The organism is Streptomyces sp. NPDC088812 (assembly GCF_044750285.1).
In the GTDB taxonomy this organism is placed as follows: Bacteria; Actinomycetota; Actinomycetes; order Streptomycetales; family Streptomycetaceae; genus Streptomyces.
In genome coordinates, this window is the sequence record NZ_JBIVJP010000004.1 from 156273 (window position 1) to 178222 (window position 21950).

Below are 21950 nucleotides of genomic sequence, written 5' to 3' on the forward strand. Positions count from 1 at the left end.
CTCGATCGTATGACTAGTCAGACCACCGTCGACCCGTCGGGCCCGGGAGGCAGGGCGCCTCTCACTCCGGCGGACCAGCAGCCGGCCGGCGGGCTGCGCGGGCACCCGTGGTTCACGCTCATCACCGTCGCCGTCGGGGTCATGATGGTGGCCCTCGACGGCACCATCGTGGCCATCGCCAACCCGGCGATCGCCAGCGATCTCGGGGCCACCTTCGCCGAGGTGCAGTGGATCACCAACGCGTACTTCCTCGCCCTCGCGGTCTCCCTGATCACCGCGGGCAAGCTCGGTGACCGCTTCGGACACCGCCAGACCTTCCTCATCGGCGTCGTCGGCTTCGCCGCCGCCTCCGGCGCGATCGGCCTCTCCGACAGCATCGCGCTGGTCGTCACCTTCCGCGTCTTCCAGGGCCTCTTCGGCGCGCTGCTGATGCCGGCCGCGCTGGGCCTGCTGCGCGCGACCTTCCCGGCCGAGAAGCTCAACATGGCCATCGGCATCTGGGGCATGGTCATCGGCGCCTCCACCGCCGGCGGCCCGATCCTCGGCGGCGTCCTCGTCGAGCACGTCAACTGGCAGTCGGTGTTCTTCATCAACGTCCCGGTCGGCGTCGTCGCCCTCACTCTGGGCGTGCTGATCCTGCTCGACCACCGCGCCGAGAACGCTCCGCGCTCCTTCGACATCCTCGGCATCGCCCTGCTGTCGGCGGCCATGTTCTGCCTGGTCTGGGCCCTCATCAAGGCGCCGGAGTGGGGCTGGGGCGACGGCCGGACCTGGGCGTTCCTGGTGGGCTCCGCGATCCTCTTCGCGGCCTTCGCGTTCTGGGAGACGAGGGTCGCCGAGCCGCTCGTCCCGCTCGGGCTGTTCCGCTCCGTCGCGCTGTCCGCGGGCGTCGTGCTGATGGTCCTCATGGCCATCGCCTTCATGGGCGGCCTGTTCTTCGTGACGTTCTACCTCCAGAACGTGCACGGCATGAGCCCGATCGACGCGGGCCTGCACCTGCTCCCGCTCACCGGCATGATGATCGTCGGCTCGCCGCTCGCCGGCGCGATGATCACCAAGCTGGGCCCGCGCGTCCCGCTGGCCGGCGGCATGCTCTGCGTCGCGATCGCCATGTTCGGCATGTCCACGCTGGAGACGGACACCGGCAGCGGCATCATGTCCGTCTGGTTCGCCCTCCTCGGTCTCGGCCTCGCCCCGGTGATGGTCGGCGCCACCGAGGTCATCGTCGGCAACGCGCCGATGGAGCTCTCCGGCGTGGCCGGCGGTCTCCAGCAGGCCGCGATGCAGATCGGCGGCAGCCTCGGTACGGCCGTCCTCGGCGCCGTGATGGCCTCCAAGGTCGACGGCGACCTGGCCGGCAACTGGAAGGACGCGGGCCTGCCCGAGCTCACTCCCGAGCAGCTGGACCAGGCCTCCGAGGCCGTCCAGGTCGGTGTGGCGCCGGTCGCGCAGGGCACCCCGGCCGCGATCGCCGCGAAGATCACGGACGTCGCCCACGACACCTTCATCTCCGGAATGAGCCTCGCGTCCCTGGTCGCGGCGGGCGTCGCGGTGGTGGCGGTGTTCGTCGCCCTGCTCACCAAGCGCGGCGAGAACGCGGAGGCGGGCGCCGGGGTCGGTCACATCTGACGGAACTTCAAGGAAGTTCCCCTATCAGGGTGAGAACGCTAAAGGTCCCTCGCCCCCGGCACGTGTCGCAGGTCACAGTGGGTCAAGCCCTCCGGATGGGAGGGCGGCCCGGGCTGCGGCGCGCTGCCGGAGGGGGACAGCGCGCCGCCGGCCCCGGGGCCACGGGGGTATGGGACCGGCGGGACGGGATACCCGAACCATCGAAGCAACCTTGAGGACGAGGGAGTCGACGATGACGGGCTTTGGTGGCGGCACACGCAGGTACCCCCGTTCACGTGGCCGGACGTGGTCACGGACCGGGCCGGACAGCGCCACGCTCGGCATCATCGGCCTCGTCTGCGCGGTCGCCGGCTTCTTCACGCTGGGGATCGTGCTCGGTCCGGCGGCGATCGTCTGCGGCTGGCTGGCCATGGGCCGCACCTGGGCGGGTCCCCGCCCGGTACCGGCCCTGGTCGCCGTCGTCCTGGGCGCCATCGACACGCTCCTGGCGGTCATCTGGCTCGCGGGAGCGGCCGGGCCGGGAGGCGGGCTGCTCTGACCCACCGGGCGGTGCGGGGCGTCGAGGCGCCCCCGCCGCCCTTTCCCGTCCCGTCTCCGGGGGCTCCGCCCCCGGACCCCCGCTGTCGGCCCTGAACGGGCCTCGTCCTCAATCGCCGGACGGGCTGAGGGGCTCGCCTCTCCACCCACCGAGACGGGTGGTGGGTGGCAAAGGCCGGGGGTCCGGGGGCGGAGCCCCCGGGGGGAGGGGACGGGCAAGGGCGGCGGGGCGAAAGAACGCGGCGGGCATCGGCCCGGCCCTCGACGGCTCGCCGGGGCCGCCCAGCCAGGCAGGCACCGCAGGTGCCGGGAGCCGTACCCGCCGAGGGGTGGGGGGGGGCCCCCCCCCCCCCCCCCCCCGGCCCCCCCCCCCCCCCCGGGGGCCGGGGCCCCCCCCCCCCCCCCGCCGCGGGGGCCCCCCCCCCCCCGGCCCCCCCCGGGGGGGGGGGGGGCCCCCCCGGGGGGGGGGGGGGCGGCCCCCCCCCCCCCCCACCCCTCGGCCCGTCCGCTCCCGGCGGCTACGCGTCACCGCCCGCCGCGCCGGGATCGGCCGCGGCGACGTCCAGCAGCTGGTACCGGTCGACGGCCTGCTTCAGCGCCGACCGGTCGACCTTGCCCTCCTTCGCCAGCTCGGTCAGCACCGCCACCACCACCGACTGCGCGTCGATGTGGAAGTACCGCCGTGCCGCGCCGCGCGTGTCCGCGAACCCGAAGCCGTCGGCACCCAGCGACTGGTACGGCCCCGGCACCCAGCGCGCGATCTGGTCCGGCACCGACCGCATCCAGTCGGAGACGGCGACGAACGGACCCTCGGCCCCCGCCAGCTTGCGCGTCACGTACGGCACCCGCTGCTCCTCCTCCGGGTGCAGCAGGTTGTGCCGCTCGCACGCCACGGCCTCGCGCCGCAGCTCGTTCCAGGACGTCGCCGACCAGACGTCGGCCCGCACGTTCCACTCCTCGGCGAGGATGCGCTGCGCCTCGACCGCCCACGGCACCGCGACGCCCGAGGCCAGGATCTGCGCCGGGACCGCCCCCGAGGTGCCCTCGCTGAAGCGGTACACGCCCTTGAGGATGCCCTCGACGTCCACGTTCGCCGGCTCGGCCGGGTGCTGGATGGGCTCGTTGTAGACGGTGAGGTAGTAGAAGACGTCCTCGCCGGGCCGGCCGTCGGCGGTCTCGCCGTACATCCGCCGCAGACCGTCCTGCACGATGTGGGCGATCTCGAAGCCGAACGCCGGGTCGTAGGCGACGCAGCCCGGGTTGGTGGAGGCGAGCAGCTGGGAGTGGCCGTCCGCGTGCTGGAGGCCCTCACCGGTCAGCGTCGTGCGGCCGGCCGTCGCGCCCAGCACGAAACCGCGCGCCAGCTGGTCGGCCATCTGCCAGAACTGGTCGCCGGTGCGCTGGAAGCCGAACATCGAGTAGAAGACGTACACCGGGATCAGCGGCTCGCCGTGCGTGGCGTAGGCCGAGCCGGCCGCGATCAGCGAGGCCGTGCAGCCGGCCTCGGAGATGCCGTCGTGCAGCATCTGCCCGGTGGGCGACTCCTTGTAGGCGAGCAGCAGCTCGCGGTCGACGGACTCGTACTGCTGACCCAGCGGGTTGTAGATCTTCGCACTCGGGAAGAACGAGTCCATGCCGAAGGTGCGGTACTCGTCCGGCGCGATGAGCACGAACCGCTTGCCGAGCTCCTTGTCCCGCATGAGGTCCTTGAGCAGTCGGACGAACGCCATGGTGGTGGCGATCGACTGCTGGCCGGAGCCCTTCTTCACGGTCGCGTACGTCTTGTCGTCGGGCAGGGCCAGCGGCCGGGCGCGGACGACACGGGTCGGGACGTACCCGCCGAGCCCCTTGCGCCGGTCGTGCATGTACTGGATCTCCTCGGAGTCCCGCCCGGGGTGGTAGTACGGCGGGAGCCCGCTCTCCAGCTCCCGGTCGGAGATCGGCAGGTGCAGCCGGTCGCGGAAGCGCTTCAGGTCGTCGACCGTCAGCTTCTTCATCTGGTGCGTGGCGTTGCGGCCCTCGAAGTTGGGGCCCAGCGTCCAGCCCTTGACCGTCTTGGCCAGGATCACCGTCGGCTGGCCGGTGTGCTCCACGGCCGCCTTGAACGCGGCGTAGATCTTGCGGTGGTCGTGACCGCCACGGCCCAGGTGCAGGATCTGGTCGTCGGTCATGTTCTCGACCATCGCGCGCAGCCGCTGGTCGTCCCCGAAGAAGTGCCGGCGGATGTACCCGCCGGTCTCGGTGGCGTACGTCTGGAACTGACCGTCCGGCGTGATGTTCATCTTGTTGACCAGGATGCCGTCGCGGTCCTGGGCCAGCAGCGGGTCCCAGGTGCGGTCCCAGATCAGCTTGATCACGTTCCAGCCGGCGCCCCGGAAGACCGACTCCAGCTCCTGGATGACCTTGCCGTTGCCGCGCACCGGGCCGTCGAGCCGCTGGAGGTTGCAGTTGACGACGAAGGTGAGGTTGTCCAGGCTCTCGCGGGCGGCGATGGTCAGCTGGCCGAGCGACTCCGGCTCGTCCATCTCGCCGTCGCCGAGGAACGCCCACACGTGGGACTTCGAGGTGTCGGCGATCCCGCGCGCGTGCAGGTAGCGGTTCATCCGCGCCTGGTAGATCGCGCCGATCGGCCCGAGGCCCATCGACACGGTCGGGAACTCCCAGAAGTCCGGCATCAGCCGCGGGTGCGGGTACGAGGACAGCCCGTGGGGCGCCCTCGACCGCTCCTGCCGGAAGGCGTCCAGGTTCTGCTCGCCGAGCCGGTCGAGCAGGAAGGCGCGCGCGTAGATGCCCGGCGAGGCGTGGCCCTGGAAGAAGACCTGGTCGCCGCCGTCGCCCTCGTCCTTGCCGCGGAAGAAGTGGTTGAAGCCGACGTCGTACAGCGACGCGGAGGAGGCGAAGGTGGCGATGTGGCCGCCCACGCCGATGCCCGGCCGCTGGGCGCGCGAGACCATCACGGCCGCGTTCCAGCGGGTGGCGTTGAGGATCTTCCGCTCGATCTCCTCGTTGCCGGGGAAGAACGGCTCGCTCTTGGTGGGGATCGTGTTGACGTAGTCCGTGCTGCGCATCTCGGGCACGGCCACGCGCTTCTCGCGGGCCCGCTCGATCAGGCGCAGCATGAGGTAGCGGGCCCGCTCCCGGCCGCGCTCGTCGATGGCGGCGTCGAGGGAGTCGAGCCACTCCTGGGTTTCCTCGGGGTCGAAGTCAGGAACCTGACTCGGAAGGCCGCCAATGATGATCGGGTTGCGATCGGATGCGGAAGCCACGCTGTTCCCTTACTTTTCGTTGGGTTCTCCGTCTGCCTGCACCGTTCCCCCATCGTGTACCTCGCGGGCGCGATCGTCACCTCTACCGAGAGGTAACCGGCAGTTGTTCGAATCTCGTACCCACCGACGGTTCCCAATCGTGCAAACAGGGCAGATAGGTGTGGTGTATGTCACCAATGGCCCCGATCGTGTGGCTGGAGTTGCGTCGACACGGCCCGGATCGTCACCGTTTCGGCGGTCTGAACCGCCGGGTACTTGCGCGATCCGCCCCGCCCGTGTGGACTACGGCCAATGCTTCGCGCACGCGCGTGGCTGAGTTATTCCCGAAACATGATCAGGAGGCAACCCGTGAGCGCGACCGCGGACCACGCGGAGGAGCGGACGAGCCCTGCCGTCAGGCTGGGGTTCCAGCCCGAGCAGGTGGTCCAGGAGATCGGCTACGACGACGACGTCGATCAGGAGCTCCGCGAGTCCATCGAGGAAGTCATCGGCAGCGACCTGGTGGACGAGGACTACGACGACGTGGCCGACGCCGTGGTGCTGTGGTTCCGCGACGAGGACGGCGACCTGACGGATGCGCTGGTGGACGCCACCACGTACATCGAAGAAGGCGGCTCGATCCTCCTCCTCACGCCGAAGACCGGCCGGACGGGGTACGTGGAACCGAGTGACATCTCTGAAGCCTCGACGACGGCGGGTCTGTCGGCCAGCAAGAGCGTCAGCGTGGGCAAGGACTGGAGCGGCAGCCGGCTGGTGACGCCGAAGGCCGCCAAGCCCAAGAAGTGACCTCGTCGAGGTAGAACCCCGGTCCCATCGCCGCGGACGGGCCGACGCCACGTCGGCCCGTCCGCGAGTGCGCCGTGACCGCTGCGTAGGGTGGTTCCCGGCGCGCCCGGGCGGTCCCCCGTCCCGGACGCGTCGCAACGGTTCCGGCGAAGCCCAGCGAAAGGGTTCACGACGATGGCGATCCAGGTCGGCGACAAGGCCCCCGACTTCGAACTCAAGGACAACCACGGCGCCACCGTGAAGCTGTCCGACTTCCGCGGCAGCAAGAACGTCGTGCTGCTCTTCTACCCCTTCGCCTTCACCGGCGTGTGCACCGGCGAGCTGTGCGAGGTGCGCGACAACCTGCCGAAGTTCGCCGACCGCGAGACCCAGGTGCTCGCCGTCTCCAACGACTCCGTCCACACCCTGCGCGTCTTCGCCGAGCAGGAGGGCCTGGAGTACCCGCTGCTGAGCGACTTCTGGCCGCACGGCGAGGTCTCCCGGGCCTACGGCGTGTTCGCCGAGGACAAGGGGTGCGCGGTGCGCGGCACCTTCGTCATCGACAAGGAGGGCGTCGTGCGCTGGACCGTCGTCAACGCGCTGCCCGACGCGCGCGACCTCGGCGAGTACGTCGCGGCACTCGACACCCTCTGATCCCGGGCCGGGGCCGACACCCTGTGATTCTTCGGTTGCAGGGCCTGCGGGGGGCGGGAACCCGTCACTAGGATCGAATCGTTGATCCGATATCCGACGCACGGCGGGGCTCCCCGCCCCTGAACACCAATGGAGGACTCGTGGGAGTCAGCCTCAGCAAGGGCGGCAACGTATCGCTGACCAAGGAGGCCCCGGGCCTGACCGCGGTCATCGTCGGTCTGGGGTGGGACGTGCGCACCACGACCGGCACCGACTTCGACCTGGACGCGAGCGCGCTGCTGCTGAACAACTCCGGCAAGGTCGCCAGCGACGCCAACTTCGTCTTCTTCAACAACCTCAAGAGCCCCGACGGTTCCGTCGAGCACACCGGCGACAACATCACCGGTGAGGGCGAGGGCGACGACGAGCAGATCAAGGTCAACCTCGCGGCCGTGCCGGCCGAGGTCGAGAAGATCGTCTTCCCGGTCTCGATCTACGACGCCGAGAACCGCCAGCAGTCCTTCGGCCAGGTGCGCAACGCGTTCATCCGCGTCGTGAACCAGGCCGGCGAGGCGGAGATCGCGCGGTACGACCTCTCCGAGGACGCCTCGACGGAGACCGCGATGGTCTTCGGCGAGCTGTACCGGCACGGCGCGGAGTGGAAGTTCCGTGCCATCGGCCAGGGGTACGCCTCGGGCCTGCGCGGCATCGCGCAGGACTTCGGCGTCAACGTCTGAGCCGGGCCCACCCGCTCACCGTCCGGTGCCGCACCGTTTACGGGCGGCGCCGGACGCGCAGGACAACCGGAGAGGCAAGACCTACGGGGAGGACCAGCATCATGGGCGTCACACTCGCCAAGGGAGGAAACGTCTCCCTGTCCAAGGTCGCGCCGAACCTCACTCAGGTGATGGTCGGCCTCGGCTGGGACGCGCGCTCCACCACCGGAGCCCCCTTCGACCTCGACGCCAGCGCGCTGCTGTGCACCGGCGGGAGGGTGCTGGGCGACGAGTGGTTCGTCTTCTACAACCAGCTCACGAGCCCCGACGGCTCCGTGGAGCACACCGGCGACAACCTCACGGGTGAGGGCGAGGGCGACGACGAGTCGCTGCTGGTCGACCTCTCCCAGGTGCCGGACCGGTGCGACAAGATCGTCTTCCCTGTCTCGATCCACCTGGCCGATGAGCGCGGCCAGACCTTCGGCCAGGTCAGCAACGCGTTCATCCGCGTCGTCAACCAGGCAGACGGCCAGGAGCTCGCGCGGTACGACCTGAGCGAGGACGCCTCCACCGAAACGGCGATGATCTTCGGAGAGCTCTACCGCTACCAGGGCGAATGGAAATTCCGTGCGGTCGGACAGGGGTACGCGTCCGGGTTGCGGGGCATCGCTCTAGACTTCGGAGTCAACGTTTCGTAAAGCCGGGTACAGCTCAGGGGAAAGCCTCCCCCGAGCTGCGCTTGGGGGGACCCCCAGACAGGATTGGGTAGCCAGTGGTACTGAAAACCTTCGGCTGGTCGTTCGCGGTCACCGCGCTCGGCCTCGTCGCGGCGGTCTTCTACGGGGGGTGGACCGCCTTCGGTATCGTGGCGATCCTTTCCGTCCTGGAGATCTCGCTGTCCTTCGACAACGCGGTGGTCAACGCCGGGATCCTGAAGAAGATGAACGCCTTCTGGCAGAAGATCTTCCTCACCGTCGGCGTGCTCATCGCCGTGTTCGGCATGCGGCTGGTCTTTCCCGTCGTGATCGTCGCGGTCAGCGCCTCGATGGGCCCGATCGAGGCCGTCGACCTCGCCCTGACCGACAAGGACCGCTACCAGCAGCTGGTCACGGACGCCCATCCGTCGATCGCCGCGTTCGGTGGCATGTTCCTGCTGATGATCTTCCTGGACTTCGTCTTCGAGGACCGCGACATCAAGTGGCTCGCCTGGCTGGAGCGGCCGCTGGCCAAGCTCGGCAAGGTCGACATGCTGTCGGTCTGCATCGCGCTGATCGTCCTGCTGATCTCCTCGATGACCTTCGCCACCCACGCCCACCAGCACGGCGGGGCCCACGCCGACAAGGCCGAGACCGTCCTGATCTCCGGCATCGCCGGCCTGATCACCTACATGATCGTCGGCGGCCTCTCCGGCTTCTTCGAGGACAAGCTGGAAGAGGAGGAGGAACGCGAGCACGAGGCCGAGGAAGAGGCCGAACGCAGCGGAAAGCCCCGCTCCGCGGTCGTCCTGGCCGGCAAGGCCGCGTTCTTCATGTTCCTCTACCTCGAGGTCCTGGACGCCTCCTTCTCCTTCGACGGCGTGATCGGCGCGTTCGCCATCACCAACGACATCGTCCTGATGGCCCTCGGCCTGGGCATCGGCGCCATGTACGTGCGGTCGCTGACGGTCTACCTGGTCCGCCAGGGCACCCTCGACGACTACGTCTACCTCGAACACGGAGCCCACTACGCCATCGGCGCCCTCGCCATGATCCTGCTGGTCACCATCCAGTACCAGATCAGCGAGATCATCACCGGCCTGGTCGGCGTCGTGCTGATCGCCTGGTCCTTCTGGTCCTCCGTCCGCCGCAACAAGGCACTCGCCGCCACCGAGGGCGGAACCGGCTCGGACGAGAAGACCGAGGTCTCCTCCGGGGTGTGATCAGCTTCCCGGTGAGGAACGCTCTGTGCGGGGCGGCCGTCGAGGACGTGTCCTCGGGCCGCCCCGCCGGTCTTCGACAGCACAACAGGGGGCGGGAATGGGCTTCTTCGACGGACTCTGGCCCGGTCGGACAGCCGACTTCGACTCGGGCAGCGCCGCGACCAACGCGATCGAGCTGACCAAACGGCACAGCCAGGTCTCGCTCACCAAGCAGGACGCCGCCACCGGCCACCTGCGCATCAACCTGACCTGGCGCATGCGCACCTCCGACATCGGCGGCTCCCCGCGGGAGAGCCTGCTGCGCCACCCCTTCAAGGCGCTGCGCCCGCCGGAGGTCATGGGACACAGCCAGAGCATGGTCAACGTCGACCTCGACCTCGGCTGCCTGTACGAGCTGGAGGACGGCACCAAGGGGGTCGTCCAGCCGCTGGGCGGATTCCTCGGCGACGTCAACGCGCCGCCGTACGTGAAGCTCACCGGGGACGACCGGTTCGGGTCCGGCTCCGGCGAGACGATGTACGTCAACCTCGACCACCGGGACGCCATCAAGCGGCTGCTGGTCTTCGTCTACATCTACGACCAGACGCCGGCGTTCGACCGGACGCACGCCATCGTCACGCTGTACCCGAGCAACGGGCCGCGGATCGAGATAGGCCTCGACGAACGGCATCCGCAGGCCCGCTCGTGCGCGGTGGTGATGATCGAGAACGTCAAGGGCGAGATGGTGGTACGGCGCGAGGTGAAGTTCGTGTACGGCTTCCAGGGGGAGCTGGACCGGCTGTACGGATGGGGGCTGCAGTGGGGGCGCGGGTACAAGACGAAGGCCGACCGGTGACCGCACCGGCGCCGCTCCCGTCCCCGGGGGCCTGCGGGCCCCCGGCCGCGCACGCCGACGACGTCCCCCGGGGCCCCGCGGCTCCTCAGGTCACTGGCGGCCGATGAACTGCGGTCCCTGCGGCGGCATCCGGAACTCCCGCGCCACGGCCGCCGTGGGCCGGGCGGCGTCCGGATAGCCGTAGCCGTGCGTGGGAAGGTTCGCCGGATAGCCGTAGGTGGCGGGGGGCTGCTGGGGAACGGCCGTGGTCGGCTGCTCCGGCGGGAGCGGCTGGGCGGGGCGGGGCGAGAGGTCGGCGGACTGCGCCTCCTCCGACTCGTCCACCGAGATGCCGAAGTCGTTCGCCAGACCCCTGAGGCCGTTGGAGTAGCCCTCGCCGAGGGCGCGGAACTTCCAGCCGTCCCCGCGGCGGTACAGCTCACCGCAGATCAGCGCCGTCTCCTCACCCGTCTCCGGACGGATGTCGAAGGTCGCCAGGGGCGCGCCGTCGGCGACCGCCGCGTCGTACAGCAGGATGCCGAGGGAACGGACGCGGTCGAAGGCGACGCCGTCCGCCGACGCGACCAGGAGGATCCGGCCGACGCCGGACTCGACACCGCTCAGATCTGTCTGGATCGTGTCGGTGAGGCCCTCGGCGACCCGCTTCTTGCCGAGCCGCCAGACCTTCCCGGAGGGGTGCCGCGGCTGGTTGTAGAAGACGAAGTCCTCGTCGGACCGCACCCGGCCGTCAGCGCCGAGGAGCAGCGCCGAGGCGTCGACATCGGGCACTCCCTGCCCGGGTGTCCAACGCAGCACGGCCCGCACCGTGGTGGCTTCCAGCGGGACGTTCGACCCCTTCAGCATCGCGTGCGTCATGCGGCCATCCTGCCTTCTCGGTTCTGCTCACGACAACGCGGGGTACATCGGGTACACGGCGCCCGGCACAGCTGTGCCGGTCCCCGTTACCTGGAGTTCATGACCAGTGGGAACCCCTGACACGGGTCTCTACGTACTATTACCGGCCACCGCTTACCGAATCCACAGTCTTACGTTGCACCACGGGGGAGATATATGCGTCATTTCGGGCACCTCGCCCCTGAGGTGCGGGAGCGCCTGTTCCACCGTGAGCCGTGCGTCTTCGACGCCGACTCCCCGGCCCGGCTGCTGGCCGCGGCGCTGGGCGCCACGCTCTACAGCCCGGCCACCCGCCCCCGGCTCGCCGAGGACGTCCTCAAGCAGGCCGGGCGCGGCGTCGTGTCGATGGTGCTGTGCCTGGAGGACTCCATCGGCGACGAGGACGTCGAGCGGGGCGAGGAGAACCTGGTCCGGCAGTTCACCGGCCTCGCCGCCCGTGACGACGTACAGCTGCCGCTGCTCTTCATCCGGGTGCGCACGCCCGAGCAGATCCCCGACCTGGTCCGGCGCCTCGGACCGGCCGTGCGGCTGCTGAGCGGCTTCGTGTTCCCGAAGTTCACCGAGGAGCGCGGCATCCCCTTCCTGGAGGCGCTGACCGGGGCCGAGACGTCGAGCGGGCGCCGCCTGTTCGGCATGCCCGTGCTGGAGACCCCGGAGTTGATGTACCGGGAGACACGCGTGGACGCCCTGGAGGGCATCGCGCGGGCGGTCGACAAGTACCGCAGCCGGGTCCTCGCGCTGCGCCTCGGCGTGACCGACTTCTGCTCCGCGTACGGCCTGCGCCGGGCCCCCGACATGACCGCCTACGACGTGCAGATCGTCGCCTCCGTGATCGCGGACGTGGTGAACATGCTGGGGCGGGCCGACGGCAGCGGGTTCACGGTGACCGGGCCCGTGTGGGAGTACTTCCGGGTCCCCGAGCGGATGTTCAAGCCGATGCTGCGGCACAGCCCCTTCCTGGAGGGACAGGCCGTGGAGCTGCGTGAGAAGCTGATCGCGCACGCGATGGACGGGCTGCTGCGCGAGATCTCCCTCGACCACGCCAACGGCCTGCTCGGCAAGACCTGCATCCACCCCTCGCACGTACCGGCGGTGCACGCGCTGTCCGTCGTCAGCCACGAGGAGTACAGCGACGCGGCGGACATCCTGCGGCCGGAGCGAGGCGGCGGAGGGGTGCTGAGGTCGGCGTACACGAACAAGATGAACGAGGTGAAGCCGCACCGGGCGTGGGCCGAGCGGACCATGCTGCGGGCGGAGGTCTTCGGCGTCGCCCACGAGGACGTCAGCTTCGTCGACCTGCTCGCCGCGGGCATCCCGGCCGAACCCGCCTGACGCCCCGCCCCACGCCATCGCCTCACGACATAGGGACGCATGAACAACGCAATGAACAACGGGGTCTGGTCCGGGAACTGGGTCGCCGAACGGCTCGGGATCCGGCTCACGGGCGACGACGAGCTGACCGGACTGCTGGGGCTGGCGCTGCGCCGCAACCCCCGGCGGGCGCACCTGCTCGTCTCCAACGTGCTGGGCAAGCACGTCCCGCAGTCGCCGTCCGTGGTGTACGGCCACGGCGTCGCCCTGGGCCGCCGGGTGCGCGACCTGCTGGGCGAGGAGGCCGACCGGGCGGTCGTCCTCGGGTACGCGGAGACCGCCACCGGCCTCGGCCACTCCGTCGCCGACGGGCTCGGCACGGCCCCCTGCCTGCACTCCACCCGCCGCCCGGTGCCCGGGGTCGCCCGGGCCGGCGGCTTCGAGGAGTCCCACTCGCACGCCACGTCCCACCTGCTCCTGCCGGAGGACCCGGCCCTGCTGGTCGGCGACGGCCCGCTGGTCCTGGTCGACGACGAGTTCTCCACCGGCAACACCGTCCTGAACACCATCCGCGACCTGCACGAGCGCTACCCGCGGCGGCGGTACGTCGTCGTCGCCCTGGTCGACATGCGCTCCCCGGCCGACGCGGGCCGGCTGCGGGAGTTCGCCCGCGAGATCGGCGCCCGGGTGGACCTGGTGGCGGCCGCCTCCGGCACGGTGACCCTCCCGGACGGCGTCCTGCGCAAGGGGCAGGAGCTGGTCGCCCGGCACGAGAGCCCGGCGGCCGCGGACGCCGAGCCGTACGGCCGGTGCGTCCGGGTCGACCTCGGCTGGCCGCGCGGACTGCCCGACGGCGGCCGCCACGGGTTCACCCCCGCCCACCGGGCCCGGCTGGAGGCCGCGCTGCCCGCGATGGCCGCCCGGCTCGCGCAGGCGCTGCCCGACGGCGCCCGGCGGGTGCTGGTGCTGGGCTTCGAGGAGCTGATGTACGCGCCGTTGCGGCTGGCACGGGAACTGGAACGGGCCGTGGCCGCCGAGGTGCGCTACTCCACGACCACCCGCTCTCCCGTGCTCGCGGTCGACGACCCGGGGTACGCGATCCGCAGCCGCATCGTCTTCCCCGCGCACGACGACCCGGCCGACGGCCCCGGCGAGCGCTACGCCTACAACGTCGCCGGCGGCGGTTTCGACGCCGTCGTCGCCGTCGTCGACTCCGTCGCCGACACCCCGCACCTGCACGGCGCCGGGGGCCTGCTGTCCCGGCTCGCCGCCCACACCCCGCACGTCGTCCTCGCGGTCGTCCCCTCGTACGTCCCCGAGCCGCTGTACGCCGACGCCCTGCCTGGAGAAGGAACCGCCATGCTGCCCGAGCCCCTCCGTGGTCCCGCCTTCTCCTCGTACGCGCCGGACGAGGTCGGCTGGCTGCTCCAGGACCTCTCCGAGGTGACGCTGGAGGCGCCGACCGAGGAGCGCGAGGAGGCCATCCAGAGCGGCGGCGCGCACTACGCGGAGTCGCTGCCGGTGGAGTACCAGCCCAGCGAGCAGTACCAGGAGCTGTTCCACGCGGCCCTGAAGACGTCCGCGGCGCGGATCGCGCAGGCGGTCGGCGTGGTCACCGAGACCGTGATCGCGGAGCTCCCCCGCTCCCGGCCCCCGGCCGACGGGGAGACCGCCGTGCCCCGCCCGGTCCTCGTCTCCCTCGCCCGCGCCGGCACCCCGGTCGGCGTGCTCATGCGCCGCTGGGCCCGGTACCGCCACGGACTCGACCTGCCGCACTACGCGGTCTCCATCGTGCGCGGCCGCGGCATCGACGCCAACGCGCTGCGCTGGCTGGCCGCCCACCACGACCCGCGGGACGTGGTCTTCGTCGACGGCTGGACCGGCAAGGGCGCGATCACCCGTGAACTGGCCGCCGCGATCGAGGAGTTCGAGGCCGCGGGCGGCGCGGCCGGCTTCAGTCCGGAGATCGCGGTGCTGGCCGATCCGGGTTCCTGCGTGCGCACGTACGGCACCCGCGACGACTTCCTCATCCCCTCCGCCTGCCTCAACTCCACGGTCTCGGGCCTGATATCGCGGACCGTGCTGCGCGCCGACCTGGTCGGGCCGGACGACTTCCACGGCGCGAAGTTCTACCGCGAGCTCCTCGGCGCGGACGTCTCGGGCGCCTTCCTGGACGCGGTGTCCGCCCGGTTCCCGGAGGTCGGGGACGCGGTGGACGTCGCGGTGAAGGAGCTCCTGGTGAGTGACCGCACGCCGACCTGGGAAGGCTGGGCGGCAGTGGAGCGCATCAGCGAGGAGTACGGCATCCATGACGTGAACCTCGTCAAGCCCGGCGTCGGCGAGACCACCCGGGTGCTGCTGCGCCGGGTGCCGTGGAAGATCCTGGCGCGGGCCGGGGCGGGCGCCGATCTGGACCACGTCCGGCTGCTGGCCGGGCAGAGAGGGGTACCGGTGGAGGAGGTCGGGGAGCTGCCGTACACCTGTGTGGGGCTGATCCACCCGCGGTACACGCGGGGTGCGACGGGCGCCGACGGCAAGGCGGTGGCGGTCTGATGCCGGTCCTGGTGGCGAGCGATCTCGACCGGACGCTCATCTACTCCGCGGCGGCCCTCGCGCTGACCACGCCGGACGCTCCCCCACGCTCGAACGAGCTCGCGCGGGAGGTACCCCCAGCCCCCCGGCTGCTGTGCGTGGAGGTGCACGAGAGCCGGCCGCTGTCGTACCTGACGGAGACGGCGGCGGGGCTGCTCACCGAGCTCGGGGACGCGGCGGTGTTCGTGCCGACGACCACCCGGACGCGCAAGCAATACCAGCGGATCAACCTGCCGGGTCCCGCGCCGAAGTACGCGATCTGCGCGAACGGCGGCCATCTGCTGGTCGACGGCGTGTCCGACCACGACTGGCACACGGCCGTGACCGCGCGGCTGGCCGACGAGTGCGCGCCGCTCGCGGAGGTGCAGGCGCACCTCGCGGCCTGCTCCGACCCGCTGTGGCTGCGCAAGCAGCGCATCGCCGAGGACCTGTTCGCCTACCTCGTGGTGGAGCGCGAGCTGCTGCCCGAGGAGTGGGTGAAGGAGCTGGCGGTCTGGGCGGAGAACCGGGGCTGGACGGTGTCGGTGCAGGGCCGCAAGCTCTACGCCGTGCCGAAGCCGCTCACCAAGAGCGCGGCCGTGCGCGAGGTGGCCCGCCGCACGGGCGCCGAGCTGACGCTGACGGCGGGGGACTCCCTCCTCGACGCCGACCTCCTGCTGGCGGGCGACCGGGGGTGGCGCCCGGGCCACGGCGAACTCGCCGACGCGGCCTGGACGGCACCCCGGATCACGGCACTGCCCGAGCGGGGCGTCCTGGCGGGCGAGCGCATCCTGCGCGAGTTCCTGAAGGAGGCCCGCGAAAGGTAGCCACCCGCCCGGCACCGGCTGAGGGCTGTGCCGTCAGCCGCAGCAGCCCCCGCCACAGCAGCCGCCTCCGCCCCCGCCCCCGCCCCCGCCGCCCGGTGTGGGGGCGGGGGCGGAAACGGTGCCGCCCACAGCTACTGTGGACAGCAGTTTGACCGTGTCGCCGTGACCGGCGGGGCAGTCGGCGGGGGCGGAGGACTCGGCCATGGGACGGCTCAGTTCGAAGGTGTCGCCGCAGGTCCGGCAGCGGTACTCGTAGCGAGGCATGCTCACAGGCTAATCCGCCTTTGCGACGATGTGGGCCCGTCCGTTTCGATGGTGTTCACTTCTGTCGATTTCTTATGTGGAGAGTTTGCGAAGAGCGCTGGTAATTTGAGAGCGCCGCGAGAACCGCGAGGTCGGGGGGATTCAGGGTTTGCAGCCGCGTCAACGGCAACCATGTCGGACCCTCGTTCGTCTGTACGTCTGCCTACGCGAGCAATACGTCAGTGCGGAGGGAGACACATCGTGACCCAGGCGGGGCAGGGGGAGGAGCCCCAGGAGCCGGACGCCACCATGCAGTTGAAGGTTCCGACGCCTTTCAAGGCGGACGAGACCATGCAACTGCGGGTACCGGAACAGGGCATACCCGACAAGGGGGACGTCTCCAACTCCTCCGGTGGGCCGGAGACGGCGAGCGGGTCTCGCACATCGGGAAAACGGCGCAAAGCGCCCAAGCCTTCGCTCGGCGCCCGTCTGGCCCCCGTGCTCGCCCCCGTGGCCGCCCGGCTGGCCCCCCTGACCGCGGTCCTCGCCCCCCTGCTCGCACGTGTCATGCCTCACGTCCGCCGTATGCGGCCGCAGTACCCGCGGCCGGGCCGCACCGGCTGGCGCCGGTGGCTGCCCTCCTGGCGGCAGTGGCTGGGCGGTGCGCTGGCCTCCATAGGCCTCGGCAGCCTCTTCCTGGTCGTCGCCTACGCGGCCACCGACATCCCCGACGACCTCAACACGTACGCCACCCAGCAGGACAACGTGTACTTCTGGGCCGACGGGACGCCCATGGCCCGTACCGGCTGGGTGCAGCGGCAGGCGATGCCGCTGGAGGACATCCCCGAGGACGTCCGCTGGGCGGTCCTCGCCGCCGAGAACGAGAGCTTCTACAGCGACCCCGGCATCTCCTTCAAGGGCATCAGCCGCGCCCTGATCCGCACCATCGGCCAGGGCGACACCCAGGGCGGCTCCACGATCACCCAGCAGTACGTCAAGAACGTCTACCTCAACCAGGACCAGACGGTCAGCCGCAAGTTCACCGAAGCGATGATCGCCCTCAAGCTCGACAACCAGATGAGCAAGGACGAGATCCTCGAGGGCTACCTCAACACCAGCTGGTTCGGCCGCGGCACCTACGGCATCCAGCGCGCCGCCCAGGCCTACTACGGCAAGGACGTCAGCAAGCTCAACGCCAGCGAGGCCGCCTTCCTCGCCTCCCTCCTCAAGGGCGCCGGCCTGTACGACCCGACCCTGAGCAGCGCCAACCGCGCCCGCGCTGTGGAACGCTGGTCCTGGACCCTCGACCGCATGGTCGTCATCGGCAAGCTGTCCGCGGCCGAGCGGGCCACGTACAAGAAGTTCCCGGAGCCGCTCAAGAGCAATCCGCTGTACGACACCGGTGAGCAGAGCGACTACCTCGTCGAGCTGGCTTCGCAGTACGCCAAGAAAACCGCGAAGATCTCCGACAAGGACTTCGACCTCGGCGGCTACCAGATCTACACGACCTTCGACAAGGACCTGGAGACCGAGCTCACCGACGCCGTCACCGCAGCCCGCAAGAAGGCCCTCAAGGACGACCCGGAGACCGCGAAGACCGCGCACTACGGTGCCGCGTCGGTGGCCGACGACGGCCGGATCCTCGCCGTGTACGGCGGCCCCGACCACCGTACGCAGGGCTACAACGAGTCCAACGCCACCACCGTCCCCGCCGGTACGGCGTTCCTGCCGTTCGTGTACGCGGCCGGACTGGAACACGGCGTCCAGAAGAGCCGCGACGGGGAGGCGACCCCGGTCACCGGGGAGTCCGTCTACGACGGCGACGACGACGTGCCGGTGACCACACCGGAGGGGCCGTACTGGGACCGCAGCGGCCGCAAGGTGTCCGCCAGCAACGACGGCGACAAGTCGTACGGGGACATCACGCTGCACGAGGCCCTGGCGCTGTCGGTGAACACCCCGTTCATGCAGCTCGGCATGGACGTCGGCCTGGAGAAGGTGCGTGCCACCGCCGAGGCGTCCGGACTGCTGTCCTCCAGCATCGGCGCGCAGGTCCCCGCCCTGTCCATGGGCAGCTCCACGCCCAGCGCCATCCGCATGGCCAGCGGCTACTCCACCTTCGCCGCGGCCGGCAAGCACACCGAGCCCTACTCGGTGCGGCAGATCACCCACAACGGCACCAAGGTCCGCCTGGACCTGCCCGACCCGACCCGCGCGGTCGGCCAGGACGTGGCCGAGGAGGTCAACAGCGCGCTCACGGACTCCTTCCGCACCGCCCACCCCGACGCCGCGTCGGCCGGCGCGGCGGTGGCGGGCAAGGCCGGGACCACGGAGAAGGACACGGCCGCCTGGTACGTGGGCACCGCCTCGTCCGTCTCCACGGCCGTCGTCGTCTACCGCATCGACCTGGAGGAGAGCCTCGAACCACTGCCGCTGAAGGGCATCGCGGGCACCGGTGACGACAGCGTCCCCTACGACATCTGGTCCGGTGCCATGAACCCGCTCGGCTGACCACCGAGCGGGCCACCTCCCCAACCGCCTGGAGAATGAGCCGCAATGAAGCCACCGTCGGGCCGCCGCCGCAAGGCCCGGGCAACGCGCCGCAGCCGCAGCACCGCCTTCCACCCGGGGTTCCTGACCCTGGCGGCGTTCCTCGTCGTCGCCTCACTGACGGCGGGCTACCTGGTGCTCAACCGCACGGACAACACCACGCCGACCGCGTCCTCGGGGGACAACAAGACGACCGCGGCGGCGTCCGAGGAGCCGGAATGGGACGGCAAGACCGAAGTCCTGGGGGACGGCTCCACCTCCTACACCGGCCCGCAGGACGGCCAGCTGAAGGCCGAACCGCTCAAGCCCGGTGAGAAACCGCCCCAGTTCGTCGTCTTCTCCTGGGACGGCGCGCTCGCCGGCGACGACGGGCTGTTCACGCACTACCGGGAGATGGCGAAGAAGTACGACGCCCACATGACGTTCTTCCTCACCGGCATCTACCTGCTGCCCAAGAGCAAGGCCGACCTCTACAGCCCGCCCCAGCACCCCAAGGGCTCCGCGGCGATCAGCTTCCCCACCGACGAACACATCCGCACCACGCTCGAGGACCTCGCCAAGGCGTGGGAGGAGGGCAACGAGATCGGCACCCACTTCAACGGCCACTTCTGCGGGGAGGAGGGCGGCGGCGACTGGAGCGTCGAGGAGTGGAAGAGCGAGATCGACCAGTTCTACTCCTTCGTCGAGAACTGGAAGACCAACACCGGCTACACCGACATGGACCCGCTGCCCTTCGACTTCGAGAAGGAGGTCACCGGTGGCCGCGCCCCCTGCCTGGAGGGCCAGGCGAACCTGCTGAAGGCCGCCAAGAGCTACGGCTGGCGCTACGACGCCAGTTCCGCCGGCGACTTCCAGATCTGGCCGACGAAGAAGAACGGCATCTGGGACTTCCCGCTCCAGATGCTGCCGTACGAGAACGGCGACTACCAGGGTCTGTCCATGGACTTCAACTTCCTCTACAACCAGTCCGCGGGCGAGACCGAGGGCGACTCGGCCATGTACGCGCAGTGGCAGCAGGAGACCACCGACACCTACATGGCCGGCTTCGACCGCGTCTACTACGGCAGCCGGGCCCCGCTGTTCATCGGCAACCACTTCGAGCAGTGGAACGGCGGCATCTACATGAACGCCGTCGACGAGGTCATCAAGAACGTGTGCACCAAGAAGGACGTCAAGTGCGTCTCCTTCAAGGAACTGGCCGACTGGATGGACGTGCAGACGCCCGAGACGCTGGAGCGGCTGCGCACCCTGGACCCGGCGCAGTCGCCGGACTGGTCGACCGTCGTGCAGTGACCGCCGAGGGGGGCGCGGGCCGGGGAATGACGTTCCAGTAACGTCCTCGGCCCACAGGCGCCTCCCTCTTCACAACGGCCGTGCGCACCATGCAAGGATGCCCTCTCCCCGGCATCCCTCCGCCGGGGCAAGAGGGGAAACATCAGTGAAGTCAAGGAAACTGAGCCGTACGCGGCGGCGTGCCGCGATACTCGGGGCGGCGGCGACCTCGGTCGTCGCCGGGGTGGCACTGCTGCCCAACTGGAGCGCGGGCGCCTCCGTCGTCGACGACCCGACGGTGGACGCCAAGACCAAGGCCACCTTCCAGCGGCTGGCGGACGCGGTCTTCACCGACCGCACCGACGCCCTGGTCGCGGGCGGGCAGGGAAGCCGGGAGGAGCCGCTGACCGACGGCTTCTCCGGTGACGTACGCATGTCCTCGGGCCAGGCCCGCAAGGAGGACGCCGCCCTGTCCTCGCTGGACCGGCGCAAGGAACGGCTCGCCAAGCTCGGCGAGAAGTACACCAAGGGCAGCACCACCGTCACCCTGGACGCCACGAGCGTGAAGGGCCGCAAGGCCAAGGTCGCGGTCACCGAGACCACGACGCTCACCTACCAGAAGGTCCGCGGCGACGAGCCGAACACCACCGGCTTCCAGGCGCACCACGAGCTGACGTTCACCGCCGACCGCAACGGTGACTGGCAGCTGACCGCCGTCCGCGACACCGACGAGGGCTACCTCGCGGTGAACCAGCCGGCCGAGCCGACCGTCGAGCCCATGACCGCGGCGACGCCGACGGCGACGACGGCCGCGACCACCACGCCGTCGGCGCCCAAGGCGTCGACCACGTACCCCGCCGCGGCCGACGCGAAGAACTTCACCGCGAGCGGCCTGGACTACCAGGCGATGGCGGCGTACGCGAAGAAGTACTGGTCGACCTACAACACCGCCTACCCGGACTTCAACGGGGCGGGCGCCGGCGGCGACTGCACCAACTTCGTCAGCCAGGCCCTGAAGGCCGGCGGCTGGAAGCACGTCCCGGGCTACGTGTACGACTACACCAAGTGGTTCGGCAACGCCGACATCCAGTCGGACTCGTTCGTCGGCGTCAACGAGTGGTCCTGGTTCGCCCAGAACTCGAAGCGGACGACCAGCCTCGCCAACGTCTACCAGCTGGACGTCGGCGACGTGCTCCAGGTCGACTTCGACAAGGACGGCTCCAAGGACCACACCATGATCGTCACGTCCCGCAGCCAGGGCGTGCCGTACGTGACGTACCACTCCACCAACACCTACAGCAGGTCGGTGGCGAGCATCATCGCGTCGTACCCCACGGCCGCGTACTACGCCTACCGCACCTGACCGGGCCCGTGCCCGGTCAGGCGGGGAACTCCTTGCGCCGCTCCTGGTGAACGTCCCGCCGCTCCGCGAGTTCGGGGTGGCGGGCCCGCCAGTACGGGTTGTCGTGCGGCAGGGCCGATCCGACCCTGCCGTACATCCCGAAGACCAGCAGCAGGATGCCGATCACGAAACTGAGCATGCAGTTCTGGATCTCGAAGGCGAGGAAGTTGTACGGCGTCTCCAGCAGGGCCATGTTCAGGAAGCCGCTGAGGATGAACAGGACGCCGAGGACCATGTTCAGCGTCGACGCGACGTTCCCGCCGATCACCATGCCCACGAGCAGCAGCAGCCCGACGGCGACCGACAGCCAGCTGAGCGCGCCGTTGGTGTTCAGGCCCCAGACGGTGTCACCGCCCGTGTCGAAGAAGCCGATCCGGTCCAGGATCCCGAAGATGCCGAAGACGAGCAGTCCGAGGCCCATGACACCGGCGCCGATCCGGTAGACCCGGTTCAGGCGGTGGTCGACCGGTAGGTGCTCGTCGAAGTCGATCCGCTTCCGCTGCCTGCCGTGCACTGCGTGGGTGGCCATCGTCGCCTCCCTGAGGGTGTGAGGTGCCCACGGCGGCCGTTCGCGCCCGTAC

Annotated in this window: 18 protein-coding genes; 14 read left to right on the forward strand and 4 right to left on the reverse strand. The window is 70.3% G+C overall.

The window, feature by feature from the left end; genetic code table 11:
* Positions 1–9 precede the first annotated feature (9 nt).
* Both ACIP67_RS09025 and ACIP67_RS09030 read left to right on the forward strand, forming a co-directional pair.
* Positions 10–1629, forward strand: coding sequence for a DHA2 family efflux MFS transporter permease subunit (locus ACIP67_RS09025; RefSeq protein WP_401689654.1), 1620 nt, complete (start codon positions 10–12; stop codon positions 1627–1629).
* Positions 1630–1861: 232 nt separating this feature from the next.
* Positions 1862–2167 (forward strand): small hydrophobic protein, encoded by a 306-nt coding sequence (locus ACIP67_RS09030; protein ID WP_401689657.1) that lies wholly within the window; start codon positions 1862–1864, stop codon positions 2165–2167.
* Positions 2168–2684: 517 nt separating this feature from the next.
* On the opposite strand, the gene aceE is transcribed toward ACIP67_RS09030, so the two are convergent.
* The gene (aceE, locus tag ACIP67_RS09035) at positions 2685–5432 is read right to left on the reverse strand and encodes a pyruvate dehydrogenase (acetyl-transferring), homodimeric type (protein ID WP_401689660.1); all 2748 of its coding nucleotides are present in this window, start codon (positions 5430–5432) and stop codon (positions 2685–2687) included.
* A 348-nt stretch (positions 5433–5780) separates the two neighbouring features.
* On the opposite strand from aceE, the gene ACIP67_RS09040 reads away from it, so the two are divergent.
* From ACIP67_RS09040 to ACIP67_RS09065, 6 genes are all read left to right on the forward strand, one after another.
* Complete coding sequence (locus ACIP67_RS09040) at positions 5781–6218, forward strand: DUF3052 domain-containing protein (RefSeq protein ID WP_401689662.1); 438 nt, start codon at positions 5781–5783, stop codon at positions 6216–6218.
* Positions 6219–6392: 174 nt separating this feature from the next.
* On the forward strand, positions 6393–6851 hold the full coding sequence (locus ACIP67_RS09045; RefSeq protein ID WP_401689665.1) for a peroxiredoxin: 459 nt from the start codon (positions 6393–6395) through the stop codon (positions 6849–6851).
* Between the two features lie 140 nt (positions 6852–6991).
* The gene (locus ACIP67_RS09050) at positions 6992–7567 is read left to right on the forward strand and encodes a calcium homeostasis/redox stress adaptation protein (RefSeq protein ID WP_389324771.1); all 576 of its coding nucleotides are present in this window, start codon (positions 6992–6994) and stop codon (positions 7565–7567) included.
* 101 nt (positions 7568–7668) lie between these two features.
* Positions 7669–8244 (forward strand): TerD family protein, encoded by a 576-nt coding sequence (locus ACIP67_RS09055; protein WP_401689668.1) that lies wholly within the window; start codon positions 7669–7671, stop codon positions 8242–8244.
* Between the two features lie 74 nt (positions 8245–8318).
* On the forward strand, positions 8319–9464 hold the full coding sequence (locus tag ACIP67_RS09060; RefSeq protein WP_401689670.1) for a DUF475 domain-containing protein: 1146 nt from the start codon (positions 8319–8321) through the stop codon (positions 9462–9464).
* A gap of 97 nt (positions 9465–9561) precedes the next feature.
* A complete protein-coding gene (locus tag ACIP67_RS09065) occupies positions 9562–10299 on the forward strand; it encodes a Tellurium resistance (protein WP_401689673.1) in 738 nt (245 codons plus the stop codon).
* Between the two features lie 90 nt (positions 10300–10389).
* On the opposite strand, the gene ACIP67_RS09070 is transcribed toward ACIP67_RS09065, so the two are convergent.
* Positions 10390–11154 carry a TerD family protein gene (locus ACIP67_RS09070; protein ID WP_401689676.1) on the reverse strand — a complete coding sequence of 255 codons (765 nt, stop codon included), beginning with the start codon at positions 11152–11154 and terminating at the stop codon, positions 10390–10392.
* 195 nt (positions 11155–11349) lie between these two features.
* Here ACIP67_RS09070 and ACIP67_RS09075 point away from each other — a divergent pair, with 195 nt between their 5' ends.
* The 3 genes from ACIP67_RS09075 to ACIP67_RS09085 are packed head-to-tail and all read left to right on the forward strand — an operon-like array spanning position 11350 to position 15902.
* Positions 11350–12525, forward strand: a complete 1176-nt coding sequence (locus tag ACIP67_RS09075; protein ID WP_401689679.1) for an HpcH/HpaI aldolase/citrate lyase family protein — start codon at positions 11350–11352, stop codon at positions 12523–12525.
* 39 nt (positions 12526–12564) lie between these two features.
* Positions 12565–15057 carry a phosphoribosyltransferase gene (locus ACIP67_RS09080; protein WP_401689682.1) on the forward strand — a complete coding sequence of 831 codons (2493 nt, stop codon included), beginning with the start codon at positions 12565–12567 and terminating at the stop codon, positions 15055–15057.
* Entirely contained in the window at positions 15057–15902 is an 846-nt protein-coding gene (locus tag ACIP67_RS09085; RefSeq protein ID WP_401689685.1) for an HAD family hydrolase, read from the forward strand. Before ACIP67_RS09080 ends, ACIP67_RS09085 begins: the two co-directional genes overlap by 1 nt.
* Before the next feature lie 33 nt (positions 15903–15935).
* Here ACIP67_RS09085 and ACIP67_RS09090 read toward each other — a convergent pair whose 3' ends face one another.
* Positions 15936–16166 carry a zinc ribbon domain-containing protein gene (locus ACIP67_RS09090; RefSeq protein ID WP_401689688.1) on the reverse strand — a complete coding sequence of 77 codons (231 nt, stop codon included), beginning with the start codon at positions 16164–16166 and terminating at the stop codon, positions 15936–15938.
* A 288-nt stretch (positions 16167–16454) separates the two neighbouring features.
* On the opposite strand from ACIP67_RS09090, the gene ACIP67_RS09095 reads away from it, so the two are divergent.
* From ACIP67_RS09095 to ACIP67_RS09105, 3 genes are all read left to right on the forward strand, one after another.
* Positions 16455–18656, forward strand: a complete 2202-nt coding sequence (locus ACIP67_RS09095; RefSeq protein ID WP_401690298.1) for a transglycosylase domain-containing protein — start codon at positions 16455–16457, stop codon at positions 18654–18656.
* A 45-nt stretch (positions 18657–18701) separates the two neighbouring features.
* On the forward strand, positions 18702–19988 hold the full coding sequence (locus ACIP67_RS09100) for a hypothetical protein (RefSeq protein WP_401689691.1): 1287 nt from the start codon (positions 18702–18704) through the stop codon (positions 19986–19988).
* 145 nt (positions 19989–20133) lie between these two features.
* Positions 20134–21330, forward strand: coding sequence for an amidase domain-containing protein (locus tag ACIP67_RS09105; RefSeq protein ID WP_401689694.1), 1197 nt, complete (start codon positions 20134–20136; stop codon positions 21328–21330).
* Between the two features lie 16 nt (positions 21331–21346).
* Here ACIP67_RS09105 and ACIP67_RS09110 read toward each other — a convergent pair whose 3' ends face one another.
* Positions 21347–21898, reverse strand: coding sequence for a DUF4383 domain-containing protein (locus tag ACIP67_RS09110; protein WP_401689697.1), 552 nt, complete (start codon positions 21896–21898; stop codon positions 21347–21349).
* Between the last annotated feature and the right edge of the window lie 52 nt (positions 21899–21950).